The 21,644-nt window shown below is 68.8% G+C and carries 11 protein-coding genes; all 11 read right to left on the bottom strand.

The annotated features are described in order from the left end of the window. Positions 1-72: 72 nt before the first annotated feature. On the bottom strand, positions 73-6,426 hold the full coding sequence (locus tag JNB_RS13255) for an Ig-like domain-containing protein (protein WP_148232425.1): 6,354 nt from the start codon (positions 6,424-6,426) through the stop codon (positions 73-75). Continuing rightward, positions 6,423-8,834: a transglutaminase-like domain-containing protein gene (locus JNB_RS13250; protein ID WP_085942701.1), complete on the bottom strand. Its 2,412-nt coding sequence runs from the start codon at positions 8,832-8,834 to the stop codon at positions 6,423-6,425. The genes JNB_RS13255 and JNB_RS13250 overlap by 4 nt, the downstream gene beginning before the upstream one ends. Next, complete coding sequence (locus tag JNB_RS13245) at positions 8,831-10,480, bottom strand: DUF58 domain-containing protein (protein ID WP_009776997.1); 1,650 nt, start codon at positions 10,478-10,480, stop codon at positions 8,831-8,833. Before JNB_RS13245 ends, JNB_RS13250 begins: the two co-directional genes overlap by 4 nt. 2 nt (positions 10,481-10,482) lie before the next feature. Next, complete coding sequence (locus tag JNB_RS13240; RefSeq protein ID WP_009776996.1) at positions 10,483-11,451, bottom strand: MoxR family ATPase; 969 nt, start codon at positions 11,449-11,451, stop codon at positions 10,483-10,485. 397 nt (positions 11,452-11,848) lie between these two features. Beyond that, a complete protein-coding gene (locus JNB_RS13235) occupies positions 11,849-12,904 on the bottom strand; it encodes a hypothetical protein (RefSeq protein ID WP_009776994.1) in 1,056 nt (351 codons plus the stop codon). A gap of 325 nt (positions 12,905-13,229) precedes the next feature. After that, positions 13,230-16,106 (bottom strand): immune inhibitor A domain-containing protein, encoded by a 2,877-nt coding sequence (locus JNB_RS13230; RefSeq protein ID WP_009776993.1) that lies wholly within the window; start codon positions 16,104-16,106, stop codon positions 13,230-13,232. A 451-nt stretch (positions 16,107-16,557) separates the two neighbouring features. Further along, positions 16,558-17,250, bottom strand: a complete 693-nt coding sequence (locus JNB_RS13225) for a hypothetical protein (RefSeq protein WP_009776992.1) — start codon at positions 17,248-17,250, stop codon at positions 16,558-16,560. A gap of 4 nt (positions 17,251-17,254) precedes the next feature. Then, entirely contained in the window at positions 17,255-18,742 is a 1,488-nt protein-coding gene (locus JNB_RS13220; RefSeq protein WP_009776991.1) for a serine/threonine-protein kinase, read from the bottom strand. Then, a complete protein-coding gene (locus JNB_RS20575) occupies positions 18,739-20,337 on the bottom strand; it encodes an FHA domain-containing protein (protein WP_009776990.1) in 1,599 nt (532 codons plus the stop codon). Before JNB_RS20575 ends, JNB_RS13220 begins: the two co-directional genes overlap by 4 nt. Positions 20,338-20,347: 10 nt before the next feature. Then, entirely contained in the window at positions 20,348-21,163 is an 816-nt protein-coding gene (locus JNB_RS13205; protein WP_009776989.1) for a PP2C family serine/threonine-protein phosphatase, read from the bottom strand. Continuing rightward, positions 21,160-21,642, bottom strand: a complete 483-nt coding sequence (locus tag JNB_RS13200; RefSeq protein ID WP_148232424.1) for a hypothetical protein — start codon at positions 21,640-21,642, stop codon at positions 21,160-21,162. The genes JNB_RS13205 and JNB_RS13200 overlap by 4 nt, the downstream gene beginning before the upstream one ends. Positions 21,643-21,644: the final 2 nt, after the last annotated feature.

The raw sequence follows: 21,644 nt of genomic DNA, 5'->3' as shown, positions 1-21,644 counted from the left end.
CTGATCCAGTGAAGCATCCCACGAGCTCCACCGTCTGGGCATGGGGAGAACTCCCCGCGAATCCAGCCATGGCTACCAGTTCACCCAATCTGACGCGCCGGTCTGGCCATTCACGGTCGCGACGATCCGGATCCGGTTGTTGCTGTTCCTGGCGTAGATGCACCATCCCTCGACCGTCCCGCTGCCCGTGCTCGTGAACGAGTACGGGCCGATGGAACCCTGTTGGTCCTCACAGGTGTAGGAGCCTGAGCCCGACGGGAACTGGGAGTAGTCGAATCTGACCCGCGGACAACCCGGGGAGTAGCGGCACGATCCCGTACCACCGGGATCGACATAGTTCGTGCCATAGCGAAGGTTCGTCACCTGGGGCTGCGGCGGGTTGTCGGTCGTTCTGGTCATGTCCAGCGTCGGGGACTGGCCACCTTCCGACCAGGCGGTGATGGAGATGGTGAGGTTCTGCGAGTAGTTGCCGCTCGCCGAGATGGAGGTGATGGGCCCGCCGTCGTGCGATGCCGCGCCGGTGACCCTGACCCGGGTGATGGGTCGGCCATTCGTGGGAAGCGTCCAGTTGAAGGTGACGTTCTTTCCCGACGTCGACCCGCCGTTGGGGTTGGGTCGGGGCGTGGCGCCGTAGGGCTGGACCGAGTTGCTGCGCGCCGGGTTGGACGAGTGCGTCCCGTTGTCGGTCGTCACGGTGAACGACTGGTCCACGGTCCGCAGGACACTCGTCGTGATGGTGACCTGTCCGCCAGCGGGGCAGCTGCCGCAGGAGAACGTGCCCGATGGGCCGTCAGAGGACTGCCATCGAACTGCCGTGAAACCTCCAGCTCGAGGCTGGCCGAGGTTGACGACGAGGCGGACCTTCTCGTTGTTCGAAGGGGTCGATGCCGTCACCGAAGGGTTGGATGGGATGCCGATCGAGGTGAACGACTGCACGGCGCTGTTGGGCGACTCGAGGTCGGCGCCGTTGGTGGCCGTGACGACGTAGTCGTAGACCCGGCCGTCGTACTGGACCTGGTCGGTGGCCTGGGTCGACGAGGCCGGCACCGTCTTGAGCAGGGCCCACGCGCCACCGTTGACGCGGCGCTTGACCGTGTAGTTCTTCAGCGGCGGACCGTTGGGGCTGGTCGTGTTCCAGGTCAACGAGATCGCCGCGAGGTCCTTGTTGGCACCGGGTCCATCAGGTGTGGCCTTGAACCCCGCCGGCGCGGGTGGGGTGCCCGCCGACTGCATCGTCGTCGCCGTGCCGAACGGACCGGGGCCGGCCTCGTTGTAGGCCTGGGCTGCCACGGAGTACTCGCTCATGTTGTTGAGCCCGGTCACCGTCGTCGACGTCCCCGGCGCAGCGACCTCGGCCGTGCGAGGCGTGCCACCGCCGGTGGGCACCAGCCGGAGGACGTACTTGGACACGGCCGAGCCCTTGTTCTCGGGTGGGGTCCAGGTGATCGTCAACGAACCGTCGCCGCGGCTGGCCATCGTCACCCCGTTGACGGGTCCCGGCTTGGTGTCAGGCCGGGCGGCGGTGCTCGGGCCACCGGGGTCCCCTTCACCGACGACGTTGGTCGCGGTGACGGTGAAGAAGTAGTCCTTGCCGTTCGTCAGGCCATCAACGGTGCAGGGCGAAGCCGTGCAGTCGAGGGACCCGCCAGCCCACTTCACGGTGTACTTCCGGATCGGGGCGCCACCGTCGTAGGCCGGGGCAGACCAGCTCACCCGCGCGCGGCCACCAGCATCACGATCCGCCTGTGCCGCAACAGAAGTCGGAGGATCGGGGCGACCGAGCATCGTCACGCTGACCGCGCCATTGGCCATGCGTCCCGGAGCATCGCTCACACTGATCGCCACGCGACCCGTGGGACTCGGCTTGGGTCCGGCCGACACGGTGATCGAGCATCCGCTGCGGGTGACCGTGAGGCTCCGGCCGCTCGTCACCGAGGCCGCGTCCACCGAACACTTCGCGTCCTTGAGGGGCGAGTCGAGGTAGGAGCGGAGGTCGACCTGCTGGCTCTCACCTTCCTGGAGACCGTTGATCGTGATCGGTCGCAGTCGAGGGGGAGGCTGGTTGGCGTAGGGATCCGTGGCGTTGGCCTGCTCGCTGTTGCCGAGGACGGTCACATTGACGACGGCAGTCACGTCGGACCCTCGGACGCCCACCCGCAGGACGCCCTTGCCTGAGCGCGCACCCGACCCCGCACTCACCGTGACGACGCGTTCGCCGTCACCACTGCGCTTGAGCTCGACATCGGCCGGCTCGCGTTCCCAGTCGGAGGTGAAGACGATGTCATCCATCGTCATCCCGACGGGGAGCCAGGCCCGACACAGGGTGGGAATGTCGAGAGCGCGAGGAAGTCCGCCGGCCAGCACGGTCACGGCCGTGGTCGGGCAGCGCAGGAGCGGAACCTTCGGTCCGATCTGGACCGGAACCGAGACGTATGCCGTGTGGACGTCCTTCTGGTCATCACTCATCTGGTCGGTCACCTCGAACATCACCGAGGCGGGGCCGACGTAGCCACCCGACGACGTGAGGTTCAGCGTGCCGTCGGAGTCAGCGGTCAGGCGGAGGTTCTTGCCCGGAGCGGCGGAGATGGTGCTCGCGGAGGTGATGCCCAAGGTGCGTGACTGAGGTGACTTCACGTAGTCACCGAGCTGGACCGTCCTGGTCGCGTCCTTGTCCATCTCGATGAGGGCACCCTCGACGACGAAGGGCGTGCCACCCGTTCCACGTGGAACATGGATGACGGCCATGGCTCTCGCGCCGTCCTCGTCCTCGATGACGTAGGGCGCGGTGTAGGGGTGGTCGAGGATCGACACCTGAACCTTGGAGCCGACGATCTTCGCGTTCGGCGACAGCACCTCGACGACCTTGAGGGTCGTGGGGTCGGAGTCGACGTCGGTGTCGTTCGCCAACACGTCCACCACCGTGGAGGCCTCGCCCGGCTTGGGCTTGGCGACATCATCGATGGCGGTCGGGGGGTTGAGGTAGTCCTTCTGCCCACGCACGAGCAGGCTGGCCCGCGAGGGGTCGAACAGACCGTTGGTGATGCCGTAGATGAAGTCATGGACCGGCGCGCCTTCGTCCGGGACCTTCGTGGCCACGGTCTGGTCGTCAGGGTCGACCTTCCACTGGCCCTTCTCGGAGCTGGGGTTGAGCTTGTCGTACTCGAGCTCGACCGAGTCGCCGCGGGCGATGAGGTCGTTGGCAGTGATCGGGACCGTGACGGTCTTGCCGGGCGCGGCCGTCACCGTGTCGTCGATGGCCACGGGCGGCTGGGCGTCGCCAGGCGCCACGACGCCGATACGCACGAACGCGCGGCTTACGCCGCCGAACCGGTCGATGACCTCATAGTTGATGACCTCCGTGCCCGACGCGGTCGGGAAGGACTCGTAGCGGATCGTCGACGGGCCGGTCGACACCACCCGACCAAGGGTGAGGTTGACCGGGCCGCCGTTCGTGCCGACCACACCGGTCACGCCGACCGTGTCACCGTCGGGGTCGACCCCTGAGGTCGGCACGGTGATGGTGAGCGGGTCACCGGCAGTCACCGAGGACGAGAAGCTGCGCGCGACCGGCACCTGGTTGGGGTTCCCCCTGGTCGGGAGCGGTCGGACGCGGATGGCGACCCGACCGGTCTGGGCCCGCTCCGGCATACCCTCGGGATAGGCCGCATATTCAACCGTGACGGGTTGTTCGGCCGTGAGCTTGGTGGCCCACGGCACGAACCGGACGACGTTGCCCGACGCGAACGCCGTCTGCTGGACGCCCTTGCCGAGGACCTTGACGCTGTTGGGGTCGATCTTCAGGGGGATGCCGTCGGCCATCGTGTCGTTGTCGAGGACGGAGACGGCGACGGTGTCCCCTTCACGCACGATGGCCGTGTCGTCCTCCACCACGGGATTGAGGTCGAGAGAAGGCTTCTGGGTGACGGTGAGTTCACCGGTCGCCGACTTCGACCCGTCGCTCACGGTGTAGCGAATGGTCCCGCGCCGGATGGCGTCGGGCGCCGATCCGGCCGGCTCCAGCGCGACGACACGGATCCAGCGTCCCTGGTAGATGGAGGCCTGCAGCCACGAGTCGTCGCTCGTCGCGGCCGTGGCGCCCTGCGTCACGAGGACGTCCGCGCGAGGGCTGTAGTCGTTGGCGAGCGGGTCAACGAGCGTCGGCGACTGGTCGCGCAGGGTCGCCGTGTCTCCCACCGCGACTGGTGGCGCCTCAGGGTCGGCCGCTTCGATGACGTCGACGCGGATGCGACCGGGAGTGACACCGCCGCCGACCTGGGCGGCATACGAGAGCTCAAAGGTGCCCGCACCGGAAGGAGTGACCGTGACGACGTTGGTGTCGAGGTTGGTGTCGACGGTGAGTGCGCCAGCCGCCCGAACCTCACCGGCCAGGTGCATCTTGTCGTCCGGGTCGCCCGGGTCGGCGCCGGCGATGTCGTTGCCGAGCGGCTCGATCTGCAGTGACTTCCCCACGACGCCGCGGATCACGTCGGGCTGGGTCACCGGCGGTCGGGCCCGGGTCTCGGTGAGGGCGATGACGTCGACCGACACGGCGCCCTTGGTGCGACCGCCACGACCGTCCTCGGCAACGTAGGCGATCTGGGCCTTGCCGGGGGTGGGCGGAGCGAGGTACGCGAGGCGCCCCTGCCCATCGATGCTCAACGAGTCACCCTCGACGGTCGCGATGACCGGATCGGACTCGGGGTCACGCCAGTCGGCGATCACCGGAACCGCCAGACGTTTGCCGGCCAGGACGGGGTATGCCGTCTTCGCCAGCTTGGCCTGCCCCTCGCGCACGAAGGGCGCATTGTTCGTCGTCTCGGGGGCGATGCTCACCTTGACGGCCGCGCGCGCCTTGGCCTTCACCTTGCCGTTGCCCACGAGATAGGTGAACTGGAACGGCGTGTCGGTGCCTGCCGGCACCGTGACATCGATGCTCTGCCCGTCGGCGGAGACGGAGGGGCGGATGTCGGGGTTCGAGGTGGCGCTGACATCGCGGGGATCTATTGCCAGCACGGATCCAGCGGCGTCGGTGTCGTTGTCGAGGACGTGCAGCTTGCTCGTGCGCCCTGCCCGGACCGTGAGGTTGTCGGGCTTGGCCGTCGGCGGCTGCTGGGCCACCGCGTCGTCGACAAGGTTCTTGTCCTTCTTCTTGTTGTCCTCGTCGCGCTGCGGCGGCGGGATGAGGGCGTCCCAGTTGTCGATCTTCTGCTTGTCGCTCTGGACATCCCAGGCCGAGCCGTTGTCGAGGTCGTTGAGGACGATCACGCCGCGGTTGACGCGGAACGCCACACCGTCGCGCAGGGGTGTCTCGCTGACATTGCCGATGGTGCCCGTGGGCACCGGCAGCTCACGACCACAGTTGGCGCCGTAGAAGACCTTGCCGGGCTCGGACCACGCACCGTGGACACAGCCAGCCAGCACCACCGGGTGCGCTGGCAGCGGCACGGTGCCACTGCGGTTCATCTGCTCGGAAACCTCGATGCCACCGGTGCCGTTGCCACCACCGAGAGGCACCATCCTCAGGCCGTTGCCACCCGAGACGGCCACGGCACTGGCTTTCGGCCCGGGAAGTTGCACTGCGGCATACGCCGATTCGCCCTCGGCAGAAGCGATCCCGGCAGCGACACCGTCGGTGTGACCGCTGCTGTGGACGGCGTCGTGCCCGGGGTCATAGACCGCCCACGTGGATCCGAGGGCCGTGACCTGCAGCAGGTTCCCCTTGGCTCCACTGGGCTCGGTAACGGGTTTGGCGAAGGCCCGGCCCGACGGGCGGATCGTCGTGACCGTCCCCTTGGCACCGGACGCAACATGGATCGCGCCGTCCTCACCGACGGCCAGGACGGCGTTGGCCCCTACGGTGGCCAACGGCTTGGCACCTGTGCCCAGACCAGAGAGGTTCTCCACGCCCTTGCGGGCGTCGAGGCGCTGCGCCCAGACCTTGCCGGACTTTGGGTCGACAGCCGCGATCGTGCCCCCACGCAGGTCCACGAGCGTGGGCGAGATGCGCCCTGGTTCGCGCGGCGGGGAAGCCGGAGCCGTCGCCACCTCCTCGCGGAACTGCGCCGTCCGCACGTCGATCGGCTGCAGCTGCGCCGTGGCCTTGGACCACGCGATGACCGCCGACCCGTCCTGCAACACGTCAAGGCCCGAACCGGGCGCCACATCGGCAGCGACCCCCGCGTCGAGCTGGGCTGCGGCCTTGTTGAGCCGACCGAACTTCGCCTGCACGTCCGAGGTGATCCACACCCCACCGTCACCGACATCAGCCTCGTGCACCGTCGCGCCCTGCGACGTCACAGCGGCGTAGCCCATCGTCGACGCGGCGATGACGACCACCGCGGTCGACGCGATGCGCGCACGGCTGCGCTCCCGACGTGAGGATCGCGTCGCCGGGGTGCTGCGGGAAGAGCGGCGGAACAGACTCACAACGCCCCTTCGGCTCCGCGGGCACGGCGCAGCGTCGGCAGGCTGGGGAGACCTCGCTTGGGGCGGGGCGAGCCGTCCCGCTCGAGGAGCGGTCGGATGCTGATGTCGGAACGCAGTCGGCGCCACGTCGACACCGACCCGCGCAGCTCCTTGCGCACGCTGTCGGCGTCGTCGAGGAGGTTCGTCGCCATCTCGGGCTCAGGGTCGCCCGGTCCGAAGACCGCGAGGTTGGCACCGGTCGCAATGGGCTCGGCAGCGACGTTCTCGGGGAAGGTGGTCGCCTGCTCGAGGCGGGTCGCACCCTTGGGCACCGCGATGCCCAGGCTCCGCGCGTCGGTGACGAGGTCACGCCACACCCATGCCACCCGCGAGGGAGTCGGTCCGGTCGTCGCGTGCTTGCGACGGCGACGGGCCTTGAGCCAGCGAATGACGGTGTATGCCGCGAGCGCCAGGAGGATCGGCAGCACCAGTGCGAGCACGAGGATCTTGAGCCAGAGCGGCCACGCCCCGAAGTCGAGCGGGTTGCGCTTCTTCTTCTTGATGTCCGTGGCGTTCTGGGCCTGGTCCGGCCCCTGGAGCACGGACGGCGGGTTCACGCCTGCCGGAGGAGGAACCTGGGCGCCAACCTTCTGCTCCTCGGACTTGAGCTGCTGCTCATTGGGCTTCTTGTTGCGGTCGGGGAGGAACGTCGTCGGCAGCAGCGCGTGCCACGTGCCGTTGCTCTCCTGGACCTCGACCCAGGCGTGGACGTCCTTGCCCTTGATCGTGCCCCCGGCTTCGGGGATGGCGCCCATGACGACGCGGCTCGGGATGCCGAGGCGGTTGCCGACGAGGGCCAGGGTGGAGGCGTACTGCTCGTCGTTGCCCGCGAGCTGCGTCGAGCCCACGAACCGGCCGAGGCGGCCGAGGCCGTGGCCGGGGAGGTAGACCTTCTCGTAGGAGTTCGGCGTGCCACCGTCGGTGTAGGCGCCGTCCTGCGTCATGGTCTTGGCAACCGCCACGAACTTCTCCCACGAACCGCTGGCCTGACCGGTCCACGCGTCGAGCTTGGCGTCGAGGAACGTCGTGTCCTCGCTGATCTGGCCGCCGCCGGCGACGTCGAGCTCGGCGGGGAGCTTGGTCGACCAGTTCTTGGGGTCGAGGATCGCGTCGAAGGTGTAGCTGTCGCCGGGCTGCACGAGCGCCGGGACGACCGCGGTCTCGGTGGCGGTGTTGAGCCAGAGGGCGTCGGCGAGGTCGTCGCCGCGGGCCCCGGTGAAACGCACCCCGGTGGTGGAGCCGGCCACGGGAAGCCACGCACCGGCATACCCGCCCTCCGGGACGGTCACCGTCGCCGTCACCTTCTCGCCGGTGGAACGCGCTGCGATGCGGGACCCGACCTGCTGGAACGGCGTGCCGTCCATCGCGCGGTCGGCGGCACCCCAGACGAGGCCGTCGTAGTTGTCCAGGGTGGCGAACCGCACGGGCGCGCCAGCAGGAAGGCCCGTGACCTTGAGGATCTCGGTGTCGAAGAGCTTCGAGGAGTTGGGCTCGGTGTACTGGCGGAAACCCGAGAGCGGGCTCGTGAACTGCGCGACGTCGTAGGGAGGGGTCAGCTCGTTGCGCACGACGGCGCGCGCGGACCCTTCGTCGGTGCCGGGCAGGAACTGTCCGAGCAACGAACCCGCGAGGGCCGCGACGGTGAGCAGGACGACGCCGGTGATGGTGCGGGCCTGGCGGCCGGCGCCGTTCTGCATGGCCGCGCGGGTGCGCGCCGCCCGGGCGACGAGCCAGAGGATGAGGACCAGCGCGAAGAGCACGCCCTGGACGAGCTTGGCTGCGGGTTGCTGCGTGCCGAGGGCGATGCTGCCGATGAGCAGGACGACCGGAGCCACGGCCGCGGCACCGACGCTCGCGAACCGGCGGGCGACGCCGTAGGTGATGGCCGACCCGAGCAGACCGGTGAGCCAGGGCAGCGCCACGAGAGGGCCGCGGGCGTCGACCGGCGGGAGCAGGGTGAGCCATTCCTTCCACCCGGTCACCGGTGCCACGGCAAGGTCGCGGAAGGTCTGGAGCGTCGGCACCACTCCCCCGAGCAGGTCGCCGCGCACGGCCACGGGCCCACCGAGGACGAAGTGGATCGCGACGAGGACGAGCGCCGTGACGATCAGGGGCCAGGACCGGATGAGGGCGACGTGGGCGACGAGCGTGCCGAGGACGACGCCGACTGCCGCCGCGAGCATCCACTCCCAGCCGATGAAGCCGGTGCGGAAGCCGACCAGTGCGATCGTGACGAGCACGAGCGCAAAGGCGAGGTCGACGAGCGCGTCGCGGGACGGCATACCCAGCAGGGAAGGCCGATCGGACGCTGGACGGGAGCGACGCCCCTGGGCGAGGGACCGGCGACTGGCCGTGGCGTCGACACTCATGCGAGCACTCCACTGAAGAGGACGCGGCGGACATCGCTGAGTTCACGGACGGTGAGGATCGTCAGACCCGCGCCACGACGGACACCGACCTGCGCGTCAGGATCGATGACGAGCGCGACCTTGATGACTTCGACCTCGAACTGCGCGAGCGCGCGCTGGACCTGGATGAAGGGGCGGTGAGAACCGGTGACGAGGATCGCGATGCTGGCATCGGGCGCCAGGGCCGCGGCGTCACCGGTCGACGCGAAGATGTCCATGGGGCCGACGCTGGCCCGCGCGAACGTGTCGAGCGTCAGGGGCGCCGTGGAGCGCGAGATGCGCTGGTCATTGCAGACGATCGTCGTGTCCTGCTCGTCCATGATCGAGCGCACCGCGAGCGAGGCCGCGCACGAGATGCCCAGCTCCACGGCCGCGTCCTCACCGGTGTAGACGTCCGGGGACGTGTCGACGACGACGGCGAGGTGCGAACGGCGGGTGTCGAGGAACTGACGCACGAGGAGCCGGCCGTGTTTGGCACTCGAGCGCCAGTGGATGTAGCGGCGGTCGTCACCGGGCTGGTACTCGCGCAGTGCGTGGAAGGCGAGGTCGGACATCGACAGGTCGGGCGTGACCTCACCCTCGAGGTCGCGCAGCAGACCGGCGCCGAGCGACTCGAGCGAAGTGGTGAGGGGGTGGACGAAGAGCTCGCTCTGCTCGGTCCACTCCATGGTGCGGCGGACGAGTCCGAGTGGGTCACCGTGCACGGTGGTCGCGGGGCCGACCTGGATGACGCCGCGACGCTCGGTGGGGACGACGAAGAGCTCTTCGTGCGACTTGCCTGAGCCGAGTGAAGGAAGGGTGAAGCGGGCCGCGGACCGACCCACGGGCAGCTCGACGAGCAACGGGAGCATGCCGCGACCCGAGAGGTTGCGCACCTCGATGCGGCCGGTGGCGGGGTCGCCGACGGTGACGCGGGTCGGATCGACGTCGGTGCGGATCTCGACCTTGGCGTGACCGATGGCCAGCGCGACACAGGCCAGGAAGAGCACGAGGCAGGCGACGGCGATCATGGCGAGCTCGGTCCACTCGTAGCGGCTCGCGAAGAACCAGGCGATGACACCGAGAGCAAAGACGGTCCAGCCGAGCGGTGACACCCAGGCCAGGGCGCGGGACACCGGTCGCCACACCGGCGCGGTCTTCTCGGCGAGCGGCTTGATGCGGTCGCCGGTGAGGTCGAGGATGCGAGCGCCGGTCTGGGTGATGGCCGAGGGGATCTGAACACGGGGCAGGGTGATCGTCGGCAGCTCGGGGCGTCGACGGGTGGAGCGGCTGTGGGGTGCGGCGCCACCGATCGGGGCATCGTTGCGGTGCACGGCCTGGGTGTCGACCTCGGGCTGGCGCAGGCCGAGGATCGAACGCCAACGGGACCCACCCGTGGCCGTGGCCCCGGACGAGCGCTGCCGACTGGGCTGCTTCTGGGCCGGACGGACCTTGAGCGAGGAGCGGGAGACGGTCGACTCTTCACCGTCGACGGGCGCGGCCGCCGGGGCGGTCGCCTTCGACCGTTTGCCGCGCGCGGCGGTCGCGTCGGAGTCCGACTTCCCGGCCCGCAGGTCGGAGCGTCGAATCGTGGCCGACTCCTCGTCGGGCCCGAACGGATCGGACATCGTCAGGCGACTCGCTCAGTCGGAGGCGCGACCTCGCCCAGGATCTGGTTGATGACCTGGTCGACGGTGATGCCGGCGAACTGGGCCTCGGCCGTCACGAGCAGACGGTGGTTGAGGACCGGGTGGGCCAGCATCTTGATGTCGTCGGGGATGACGTGGGTGCGGCCCTGGCCGATGGCCCAGGTCTTGGCGCACCGGATGAACGCAAGGCATCCACGAACGGACAGGCCGAGACGGACGCTGACGTGGCGACGGGTCTCCTCGGCGAGGCGCGAGACGTAGTCGAGGATCGCGTCGTCGACGTGGACCTCGTCCGCGAGCTCGGCCATGTCGAGGATGACCTGCGAGGTGACGACCGGCTCGAGGGCCTTGGTGCGGTCACGCGTCTTGGCGTCGCGCAGCACGCGCACGGTCGCCTCGTGGTCGGGGTAGCCGAGCGTCGTCTTCATGAGGAAGCGGTCGAGCTGGGCCTCGGGCAGGCGATAGGTACCGGCCTGCTCGATGGGGTTCTGGGTGGCGACGACCATGAACGGCTCGCCGACCTCGTGACGGGTGCCGTCGACGGTGACCTTGCCCTCCTCCATGACCTCGAGGAGCGCCGACTGCGTCTTGGGTGACGCGCGGTTGATCTCGTCGGCGAGGACGATCGTCGCGAAGATCGGTCCCTTGTGGAACTCGAAGACCTTGGTGTTGGGGTCATAGATCGTCACACCGGTCACGTCGCTCGGCAGCAGGTCCGGCGTGAACTGGATGCGGCTGTTGGTGCCGTGCACCGTGCTCGACAGTGCGCGCGCGAGCTGCGTCTTGCCGGTCCCGGGGAAGTCCTCGAGGAGGAGGTGCCCCTCGGAGAGCATGCAGGTGAGCGCCAGTCGAATGACGTGCTCCTTGCCGAGCACGGCCTTGTCGACGTTGCTCACCATTGCCTCGAAGGTCTTGGTGAACCACGCGGCCTGGTCATGGGTGACCGTCATGGGTCAGGGTCCTCTCATCGCAGTGGTGGGGCGACACTGTCGAGTTCGGAGCCCTGATGCAGACCCCCACAACCCGATGTGCCACCCCCCGTGGGTGCTCACACACCTGCGGACCCCTCGTCACGTCAAGAAGTCACACGTATGCCTCACGAATGCTACCCGGCGCAACCCCCCGTTCCCTATGGGTGTCCATACCCACTTCGTGCCCCACACGGACACGGTCCAACCCGACTTCGTGCCCCGCACGGACATCGGGGGTATGCCGCCCGCACCAGTGCGTGCCCACGTCCCGTCACGACTTCGTGCCCCACACGGGCACGGCCCAACCCGACTTCGTGCCCCACCCGGACACGGCCCAACCCGACTTCGTGCCCCGCACGGACATCGGCGAGTGTGGTCACCACACCTTGGGGGCGAACTCCTCCGTCAGCAACTGGCGCCACAGCCTCAGACTCTCCTCCACTGCACAGTCCGACAGGGGCCGCTCGCAGCAACTGCAGGAGAACTCGGCCCCGACCCCCACCGAGCCGTCAACCCGGGCCGCCGCCCGGAACCGCGCATGGAGCTCCGCCCCGTCGATGGCCTCTCGGGGGGTCCAGCGCACCACCCCAAGTCCGAGCGCGACGAAACCCTGCTCGCGATCCCGCTCATCGTCGAGCCGACCCAGGACAGCCTCGGACGTGGCACCGTCGAGGAGGTACTTCTCGACGCCATCAGCCTCGCCGACAACGCCCTCCTGCGGCCAAAGCGCATCGCACCGACCAACCAGTCGACCGTCGAGGTCCACGATGTTCACCTGGGGAATCCCGATCGGTAGGCCCCATCGGTGCATCGACCACGCGGACGCAGACTCGAGCCAGTTCTCCCGACGCCCATCGGCGAGCATCAGGATGTCGTTGGACCGGGTCACCCCCGGCCAGCCGCGCTGGAACCGCCGCATCTCTCGCAGGCTCGCATGCGTCACCAGACCGGCGCGCAGGGCTCCGTCGGCAATGGCGAGCGCATCGCGAGGATGGAGCTGACGCGCACAGTCGATGACGGTTCGGGCAGGAACCAGTCGCGGCACTCCGGCGCGGATCTCCACATGCTCGTACGGAATGGCACCCCGCAAGTAGCGGCGCCAACTGTCGGGCCGCAACGTGCGGAAGTCATCCATGAGCGTCATCGACACCCTGGCCGGTGGATGGGTCGGGTGAGGCAGGCCAAGCAGTGCGGCGTCGCTCGCATGACTGACGATCGCGTCCTTCGTCAGTCGCACAGCCGCCTCGGAGAGTAGGCGGTGTTGCTCCCAAACCGGCGTTGCCTCCCAAAGCGAGCGAACGGCATACAGGCGCTTTCCGACCAGGCTGACGCTGCCGGCCGCGGTGGCACGAAGGACCTGGCGCGGAGACAGCTCAGCAGCGATGACATCGGGATGCGCGAAGGGCTGGGGTAGAGAGGCGAAGGTATTCATGCGCCAACGCTTCACGGTCGGACAGCCGCGGGGCAGCTCCGATCGGTCGTCTGTGGACAACCTGCGACCGTGGACTGTGCCTGTGGACAACACCTGGCTCTGTCCGTGCGGGGCACGAAGCCGGCCTCGGCACTGACCGTGCGGGGCACGAAGCCGGACTCGGCTCTGTCCGTGCGGGGCACAAAGCCGGGCCCGGCACTGACCGTGCGGGGCACGAAGTGGGGTTTGGTCGTGTCCGTGTGGGGCACGAAGGCGTCGGCGGCATACGGGATCGGGCCCGCATCCCCCGAAAGGGATACGGGCCCGACAGGTGGTCCGCCTCTGGCTACTTGGCCTTGGGCGGAGTGATCTGCAACAGCGCGGACTGGTTCCCGACGAACGCCTTGGTGACGGTCACGCCGGTTCCGTAGCCCACTCCCGCATCGGACGGGTTACCCGTTCCGAGAGGAGTCACGGCGCCGATGTTGACGCCGTAGTACTGCGGCAGAGGGTTGCCGGCCGCATCCACGACCCGCACGCTGTACGGAGCGTTGCCCACGGACGGGACCACGGTCGAGGCGTCGGCATCGCGGTAGAAGATGTCCTCGCCACGGATCTCGAATCCGGGGTACCAACCCTTGTTGTCCGTGAACGACTTGACCGCGGACTGGGCCCCGAAGGTGTTGCACGCCTCGCCGGTGAAGTCGGCCTTTGTCGAGCACTCCTTGAACGGGTAGCTCCCGAACACGTTGAACGCGGCGTTGGACGACTGCGGACGCGACGGCAGGTTCTTCAGGGTCGACGGGTCAAGGGCGGCGTTCGCCCCTGTCCGGCGCAGCGGGTCGAAGTGGCTGTCGACGATGAGCAAACCGCCCTTGGCGCCCTCACTGGGGAGGGTCGTCAGGTTGTTGAGCACGTGGTTGGCGTCGCCGTACGACGTGTCCCGGTACCAGACGAGCGCACCCGGAGCGTTGTACTTGATCTTCTCGACCTTCCACGCACCCTCACCACCAAGCTTCTGGTAGGTGGTGTCGTAGGCGTACTGCAGGCCCTTGTCGAACCCGTCGAAGTTGCGCCACTCGACCAGGTAGTACTGCGCCGCCGACGAGGTGCCGGAGTCGATGATCCAACCTGCACCCAGCGCCTCGCCACCCACCCACGTACCGGTGGTGGCAGTCCAACCGTTGGCGCCGCCCTCGACGTTGTCGCTGAACGTGGTGGCCCCGCCACCGGTGACCGAGAAGTCGTCCGCGAACCAGCCGCGCTCGGTGAAGGCAGCGTCAGTCGACTGCATCAGGCGGACCTTGACACTCTGGCCTGCCCACGCTCCGAGGTTGATGTAGTCATGACGCCATCCGTCGCTCGTGCCCGTCAGGCCGTACTTGCGGTTGCCGAACGTGGCGAGGTTGCCGTTGGGGTCGGCGTAGGCGTCCGGGGTCGAGACCTCGGCACCGGCCTCGTTGTAGACCTTCTGTGGGGTCCACGTCGTGCCACCGTCGGTGGAGACCTCGACGAAACCGAAGTCCCAGTCCTTCTCGATGACGTAGTTGTTCCACATCCAGAACTTCGCGTCGGCGTTCGCTGGCACCGTGACCGACCGGGTCAACGAGTTCATCGCCCAGTTCTGGTCGTTGCTGCCCCACCACATCTTGGTGCCACTGTGCGGGGTGGCCCGCGTGACGACCTTGTTGGGGAGGTTGATCTTCACGCCGTCGGCCGAGCCCTTGGGGGTCCGGCTGGTCTGACCGACCTTGATGGACTTGGCCGCGTCACCGGGGTTCATCTGAAGCGGGTCGGCCCAGCCGAGCACCCACTTGTCCCAGATGCCCATGTGCGTCGGCATCGACTGGAAGATCGGGCCCGAGTGCGACCCGGAGCTCATGAGGTCCCAGAAGTCGACGTCGGAGTCACCGCCGCTCGCGGTGTCGTAGAGGTCCGGCAGACCGAGGTCGTGGCCGTACTCGTGAGCGAACACGCCGACACCCGAGTCCTCGGGCTGGACGATGTAGTTCGAGAGGCGAAGGTTGGTGCCGGGCACCGGAGCGCCGCCAGCCACCGCCGAGGAGTGCGCCCAGATGGCGTAGGGGCCTTCGGCGCCGCCACCACCGGACTTGTCCTCACCGGCGTGGACGAGCACGACGTGGTCGATGACGCCGTCGGGCTCGAGGACGTTGCCGTCACCGTCCACGTCGCCCTGGTCCTCGAGGTCGTAGTCGGCCCACGGGAAGTTGGGCTGTGCCTTCGCGAGCGAGGCGACGGCATCGATGGGCAGCTGGCCGGGACCCTTGGCGTTGCTCGGGTGGCCCTGCATGTCCTGCATCGCGCCGTAGACCCACTTGCCGTTCTCGTCCTTGTGGCACACGGTCGCGCCGTAGTAGGCCTCCGAGTGCGGGACGGTGATCCACGGGGTGGCCGCACCACCCACGGTGTAGGCCCCCTTGGACATCTCTTCGTACATGTTCTTCATGGTGTAACCGGAGATGTCGATGCCGGGCTTGCCGTCAGGACCCGTGAGGTCGGTGCGGACGCGCTCGGTGATGCCGCTCTTGGTGTAGAGCATCTTGTTGTAGTGCTCGGACGAGAAGTCCGACAACCACATGGAGTTGTTGTCCTTGAGGTCGCTGGTCGCCGGGTTGGGGATCTGGTTGTGGGTCGGTCCGTTCTGGACGTTGCCGGCCACACAGCCCTCCGCACCGAAGCCGTCGGGGACCATCGCGCCACTGAAGTCGTCGTTGGCGTTCTCGTTGAACTCCACGAGGATCGTCAGCAGCTTGGCCTGCTGCATCGTGGGCGCCGACTTGTACCTGCTGTACTTTCGGGCCGTCTCGGCCTTGAGCGCCTTGGGGCTCTGCCCCGTCTTGATCGCCTTGGCCTCGATCTTGGCGAGCTGTCGTGCCGCGACCGGGTTGCCCTGGCTGTGCTTGCGGTCAACCACCTTGGCCTTCGCGAGCGCATCCTGCTGGGTCTTCGCCGAGGTCTTGCTGACGGCCTTGCCCTTGATCTTCGCGGCCTTGTCGGTCGAGAACGCGCTCTCCATCCGGGGTGCGACGTAGTTGATGTAGCCCGCTCCCACGGCTGCATCGACGCCGGAACCGACCGGACCTGTCTTGGGTGCTGCCGCCACCGAGCCCGACCCCAGGGTCAGTCCCGTCGCGGCCAGTGCAACCGCGGGCGCGATGGCGAGGTAACGCCAACGCGCGCGCGTGGATCTGCGAGCTGTCATGTTTCTCCTCCAGGAACCGGACCTCAGCCCGGGAGCCCGCACTCCAATTGCACGGACTTCTGTGCATCCTGCCGTTCCCGCACCGATCGCGGAAGCCTTTCGCGGTGAACGGTCACCCCTCGCGCAAATTTCACCAACCAGCAGGGGCCCAAGCCCCTCACCTGGACTTCCGCGGTGGTCCCCTCACCAACCAGCCGCGTATGCCGTGCCCCCACTTTCGACCCGAGCCGCACCCAAGCCTTCGCGCCCAGCCAGGATCCCGCTGTGCACGACTTTGTCCTGCGGGGCACGCGGGTGCCCAGCGACCAGCGCGTATGTCGGTTCGCCGCTGGCTGGGTCTGGCGGGAGCCGGGAGTGCGCTCAGCGCGCGAGCGGCGGATGGGATGGCGGCGAACCGGCATACGCGCACGGGAGCCGAACGGCATACGCGATTGAACGCGCTCCGCGGAATTCAGTCGAGGAGGACGAGATCCGCTTCCGTGACCATGCGGGTCGACAGCGCGTGCTCGACGAGGCGGGACTTGCGGTTGCTGGCGAGCTTGCCGGGTCCGCCGTGGAGTCCACGAGTACCCGCGTCGGCGAGCTTCTGACACACGTTGTCGAGCTTGCGGTTGAACTTCGTCGTGGTCCAGCCGAGCCGGGCAGCGGCCTGGGCGGAGGAGGGGATCTGGCCCTGGCCGGCATACGTCGTGCGTACGAAGCTCTCACAGAGCGCGACGATGAGGAGCTTCTGGTCGGGGGTCATGGAGACGCGGCCGACCGTGGTCTCGCCCGGGGAGTCCTCGGGTTCGAGTTCTGGCTCGGTGACGATCGAGGTGAAGGTCGCGTCGTCGACGGTGATGTCGAAGTCGTAGGTCGTCGGGCCGGCGGTGAACCAGACCGTGAACGCCTCGAGGGCGAGCGGGATGCGGGCGCCGGGTGAGAGCCACGCCTGGAAGAGGCCCTTGCGGTCGCCGACGGTCGCGGTGAGGGTCGAGCCGACGTTGGAGAGCCACCACAGGTCGTGCTCACGGTGGACCTGCAGGAAGATACGGTGCAGGTAGGGATTGTCGTCGATCTCGACGTCGGCGACGCGCCCGATCGTCAGCGGGGCATCGTCGGGTGCCCGGAATTCCTCGCCGCAGAACTCCACGATCACTGCCATCGGGTCAGCCTCCGGTCACGCATTTGATGGGCGAGTAGGACGAAGCGTTGCCGGTGGCTCGAGAGACGGCCACCTGGGCACAGACGGTCTGGCCGGGCTTGGCAGGAACCGTGTAGGGCATCTTGCGCGCGGTCACCACCTGGGCCTTGGGTACCTCGGCCTCACTGGCCGCAATCTTGATCGGGTAGAAGTCGCCCTTGCGGACGCCGGCGTACTCCCAGGTGAAGGCGACACCGCCGGTGACGGCGCGGCCGTCCATGTTCGGGGGCTCGGGGATGTCGACAGCGGGTCCGCCGGGTCCGGTCGTCACCGAGGCCGTGGGGGCGTCGGTCGCCTCGTCGGTCGGTTTGCCGTCGCCGCGGAAGCCGACCGCCCAGACGAGGGCGCCGACGAGCACGAGCATGAGGACGCCGACTCCGGCGAGCAGGGCACCGCCGCTGATCGTCGTCGGTTGCGGTCCCTCGTCGGCGTCTGCCGCTGTCGCAGCCGGCTTCGTTGCGGGCGTCGGCGTGTAGGCCTGCGGCGACGAGACCATGGGCGCTCGCACGCTGGTGCGGTCGGGGTCGGTGTGCTCGGGCGCGGCCTGCCCCCGGCTGTCGGCGACGGTCGTGTGACCCGACTCGTCGAGGACGACGATGGGAGTGCGGGCGAACCGCTGCTCCTGCTCGATGGCCTGCAGGGCGCGGGCGAGATCGAGCGCGCTCTGCGGGCGGGCGTCCGGCTTCTTGGCCATGGCGTGGCCGAGGAGTCGTTCGAGGCTGACGGGGACGTCGGCGCGACCGGTCTGTGGAACGGGTGTCGCGCGGATGCGCGGCATGAGGGAGTAGGCCGAGTTGTCGCCACCGGGCTGCTCGAACGGCGAGCGCCCGACGAGGAGGTGCCACAGCGTTGCGGCCAGGGAGTAGACGTCGCTGCGGGCGTCACCGTTGCTCTGGCCGTACAGCACCTCGGGCGGAGACCACGGAACCGAGACGCCGACGTCCTCGTCGTGCTCCTCCTGGCCGCCGCGCCCGGCGATGCCGAAGTCGGTGAGGCCGGGGGCGCCGTACTGGCTGATGAGGACGTTGGCCGGCTTGATGTCGCGGTGGATGATGCCCGCGCGGTGCGCGGTCTCGACCGCACTGGCCAGTTGTATGCCGGTCCGCAGCACCTCTTCGACGGTGAGCCTTTCCCGCTTGGCCCGGGTCGCGAGGTTGGGCGGCGGGTAGTACTTCATGACGAGGTAGGCGCCACCGTCGGGAAGTGTCTCGCTGCGGAAGACCTGGACGATGTAGGGGTGGTCGGCGAGCTGGGCCATGGTGTTGGCCTCGTCGACGAACTGCCGCAGGATCGTCGAGTTGAGGCCCTCGCGCTTGAGGACCTTGACCGCCACGGGCATGCGTGGCTGCTGCTGCTCGTAGAGGAAGACGTCGGCATACCCGCCGGAACCCAAGGGTTGGCGGTAGACGAGTCCGGGGATCTCCGGGGCGGAACCGGGTGCTGCTCGGGTCACTCGGAGACCTCGTAGGTGAGCGAGACCTCGTCGGCGAGGGTGAGGATGGCACCGGGTTCGATGCCGAAGTCCTCGGTCGGGCGCAGGCGCACCGGCTCCTGGCCGGGCAGGGTCACGGTCGTGCCGTTGGTCGAGCCGAGGTCGCGCACGAGGACGTGCCACCCCTCAAGGATGACCTCGGCGTGGTTGCGCGAGATGTCGTTGTCGCGCGAGGCGAGGCGCACGAGGTGCGGTCGGCTGCTCGGTGGCAGGTCGGCGTTGACCTTGGGTGCCCGGCCGAGGAGGATCCCGCGGTCGAGCGGGACGAGGCCGCCGGTGGAGACGACCAGGGTCCCCAGCTGGGGGCGTGGCGTCTGGAACGGCTGCTGCGTGGGGATGTCCCGCCCACAGACGCGGCAGTTGCTCGCGTGGGGTGACGAGTGGTGACCGGCCGGGCAGATGACGGCGAGCACGACAGGGCTGTCGGCCGGGCCCTCGGTGCCGGGCGTCAGCGCGCTGCGGTCCATCGTCACGTCCGGCACCGGCACGGGCGGTGCAACGGGTGCGACGGTGTCGGCCGCTGCAGGTGCGGGCTCGTCGGTCGACGCCTGCATGGGCGACGGACCGGTCATGCCCCAGTTGTCGGGCCCGGTGGGTCCGTCGGCGGCGGCAGGCTCCGGGCTCGGCGCAGGACCTGCATCGGGCACGGGCACGGGAGGAGCGAGCACGGGAGCAGCGATGGGTTCGGGTGGGCTCTCGGGTTCTGCCTTCGGGGCGGAGGCGCCCGCGGCGTCGGGGAGGGTGCGCCACGGGACGCTGTCGATGAGGACCTTCTTGTCCTCGACTGGTGGCTTGACCGGGGGGATGCGCTCGGAGGGCGCCGCCCCGGCGTACTCCTCCGAGGGCGGCAGCGTCAGGTCGGCCGGGGGCACCGGCGGTGCGAGGGCGGCTGGGGAGAGCTCGGGGGCCTCGTCCGCAACGGGTTCGGGCTCCGGTTCGGCCTCAGCCTCGGCCTCGGCCTCGGCCTCAGCCTCGGCCTCGGCCTCGGGCTCGGGCACCATCTCGGGCACGGGGACGGGTTCGGGCTGAACCTCGGGCTCGACTTCGACTTCGGCTTCGGCTTCGGCCACTGCCGCAGGCTCCGGCTCGGGCTCGCCCACTTCCTCGGGCTCAGCTTGCACTTCTGCTTCGGGTTCGGGCTCCTCCGCGGCCACCGGCGCGGGCGAAGCCACGACGGCCGGACGACCGAGTCGAGCGGGGCGGCGCCAGCCGCCCTTGGAACCGTCACCCAGTTCGATGACCGCAGCGTCGAGATCAAGGTCGCGCCACGGCATACGCCCGTCTGAATTCACCGACGAACCGTCGGCGCGCACGACAGCCTCGCCACGCACGACCACCCGCGCCACCTCACCGGAGGTGTCGACCAACGCGAAGTCCGGCAGTCCACCGAGTCCCTCGACGGCAAGGGCCTGGAGCACGTCGACGACGCCGGCGTCGAGCGCACCCTGCAGGTCGTCGGCCAGACTCGCGGGTCCCTGGACGATGAGGTGTCGGTCGGCGGCGGACAGCGCAACCCAGCCAGCGGAGGGCTGGGTCGTGACCTCGGTGCTGCTCACGGTGTGTTCCTCAGGTCGGCATCAGGGTGTGACGGGGAGCCGTGTCGGCCTCGTCATTGTCATCTTCGTCAGCGTCGAAAGCGACGACGACAACACTGATGTTGTCACGACCTCCTGCCTCGACGGCGGCGATGCACAGTGCATCCGCAGCGGCCTGGGGGTCGTCGTACTTCTGGAGGGTCACCATGATCGTGCGGTCGTCGATCTCGTTGGAGAGTCCGTCGCTGCACAGGACGAAGCGTTCGCCGGGGTGGGGCGGGAAGACCCAGACGTCGGCGTTGGGGCCCGGTTCGGTGCCGAGCGAGCGGGTGATGATGTTGCGGAGCGGGTGCCGCTGGGCCTCTTCGGCGGTGATGAGTCCGGCGTCGACCATCTCGCGCACCTCGGAGTGGTCCTGCGTGACCATGCTCATCCGGTTGCCGAGGAAGCGGTAGACGCGGGAGTCGCCGACGTTGAAGACGATCCAGTGGTCGGCACCGCCAGCGTCGACGACGGTGAGGCCCGCCACCGTCGTGCCCATGCCGGTCTGTTCGGGGTGGCGGGCGGCCGACTCGAGGATCTCGCGGTTGGTGCGACGGAGCAGGGCAACGACGTCCTCGGAGCGCACGTGCTCGCGCGTGTTGAGCTCACCGAGGCACTGGACCGCGATCTTGCTCGCGACCTCACCCGCGGCGTGACCACCCATGCCGTCGGCGATCGCGTAGACGCGTCCCTCGGCAATGAGGTTGTCCTCGTTGTGGTCGCGGACCCGGCCGACGTGGGTCGCGGCCCCGGAGCGGATGCGCACGTCGGGCCCGGTGAGCGCCGAGTAGTGCCCCGCGCTCACGCGTCGTCTCCACGCGCAGGTGTCACCCGCGCGGTCTCCAGGACGTCCTGGACCTCGTCGTAGTCGCGCTCGGAGTCGGGACCGGCGATGCGACCCGTGAGGCGGACGAGTTGGGTGACCTCACCGGCGGCGACGGCCGTGAGGAGGTGCACGAGGTAGACGGGTTCGCCGTCCTGGATCCACGAGACGTTGAGGCCGGTCCACTCGCGACCGTCGAGGTCGACGTCGAACGTCGGGTCCGACTCACCTTCGTCGTGGGCCTCCGCCTCGATCACGAGGTCGTCGACCAGATCGGCGGTGGTCGCCTCGTGCGACGTGTGGATGTATGCCGCCAGCTGGGGTGCGAGGTCCCCTCCCCTGCCGTGCGTGACGCGGAAGAGGGCGTCGCCGCCGGGTTCGGCGACCCAGCCCTCGGGCAGGGTCAGCTCGATCGTCGGGAGCTGCGGACTGAGCGCGCTCGGGTGGCCCACCGTGGGCATCG

The sequence above is a fragment of the Janibacter sp. HTCC2649 genome (assembly GCF_000152705.1).
Lineage (GTDB): Bacteria > Actinomycetota > Actinomycetes > Actinomycetales > Dermatophilaceae > Knoellia.
This window is presented reverse-complemented; position numbering and strand designations above follow the sequence as displayed.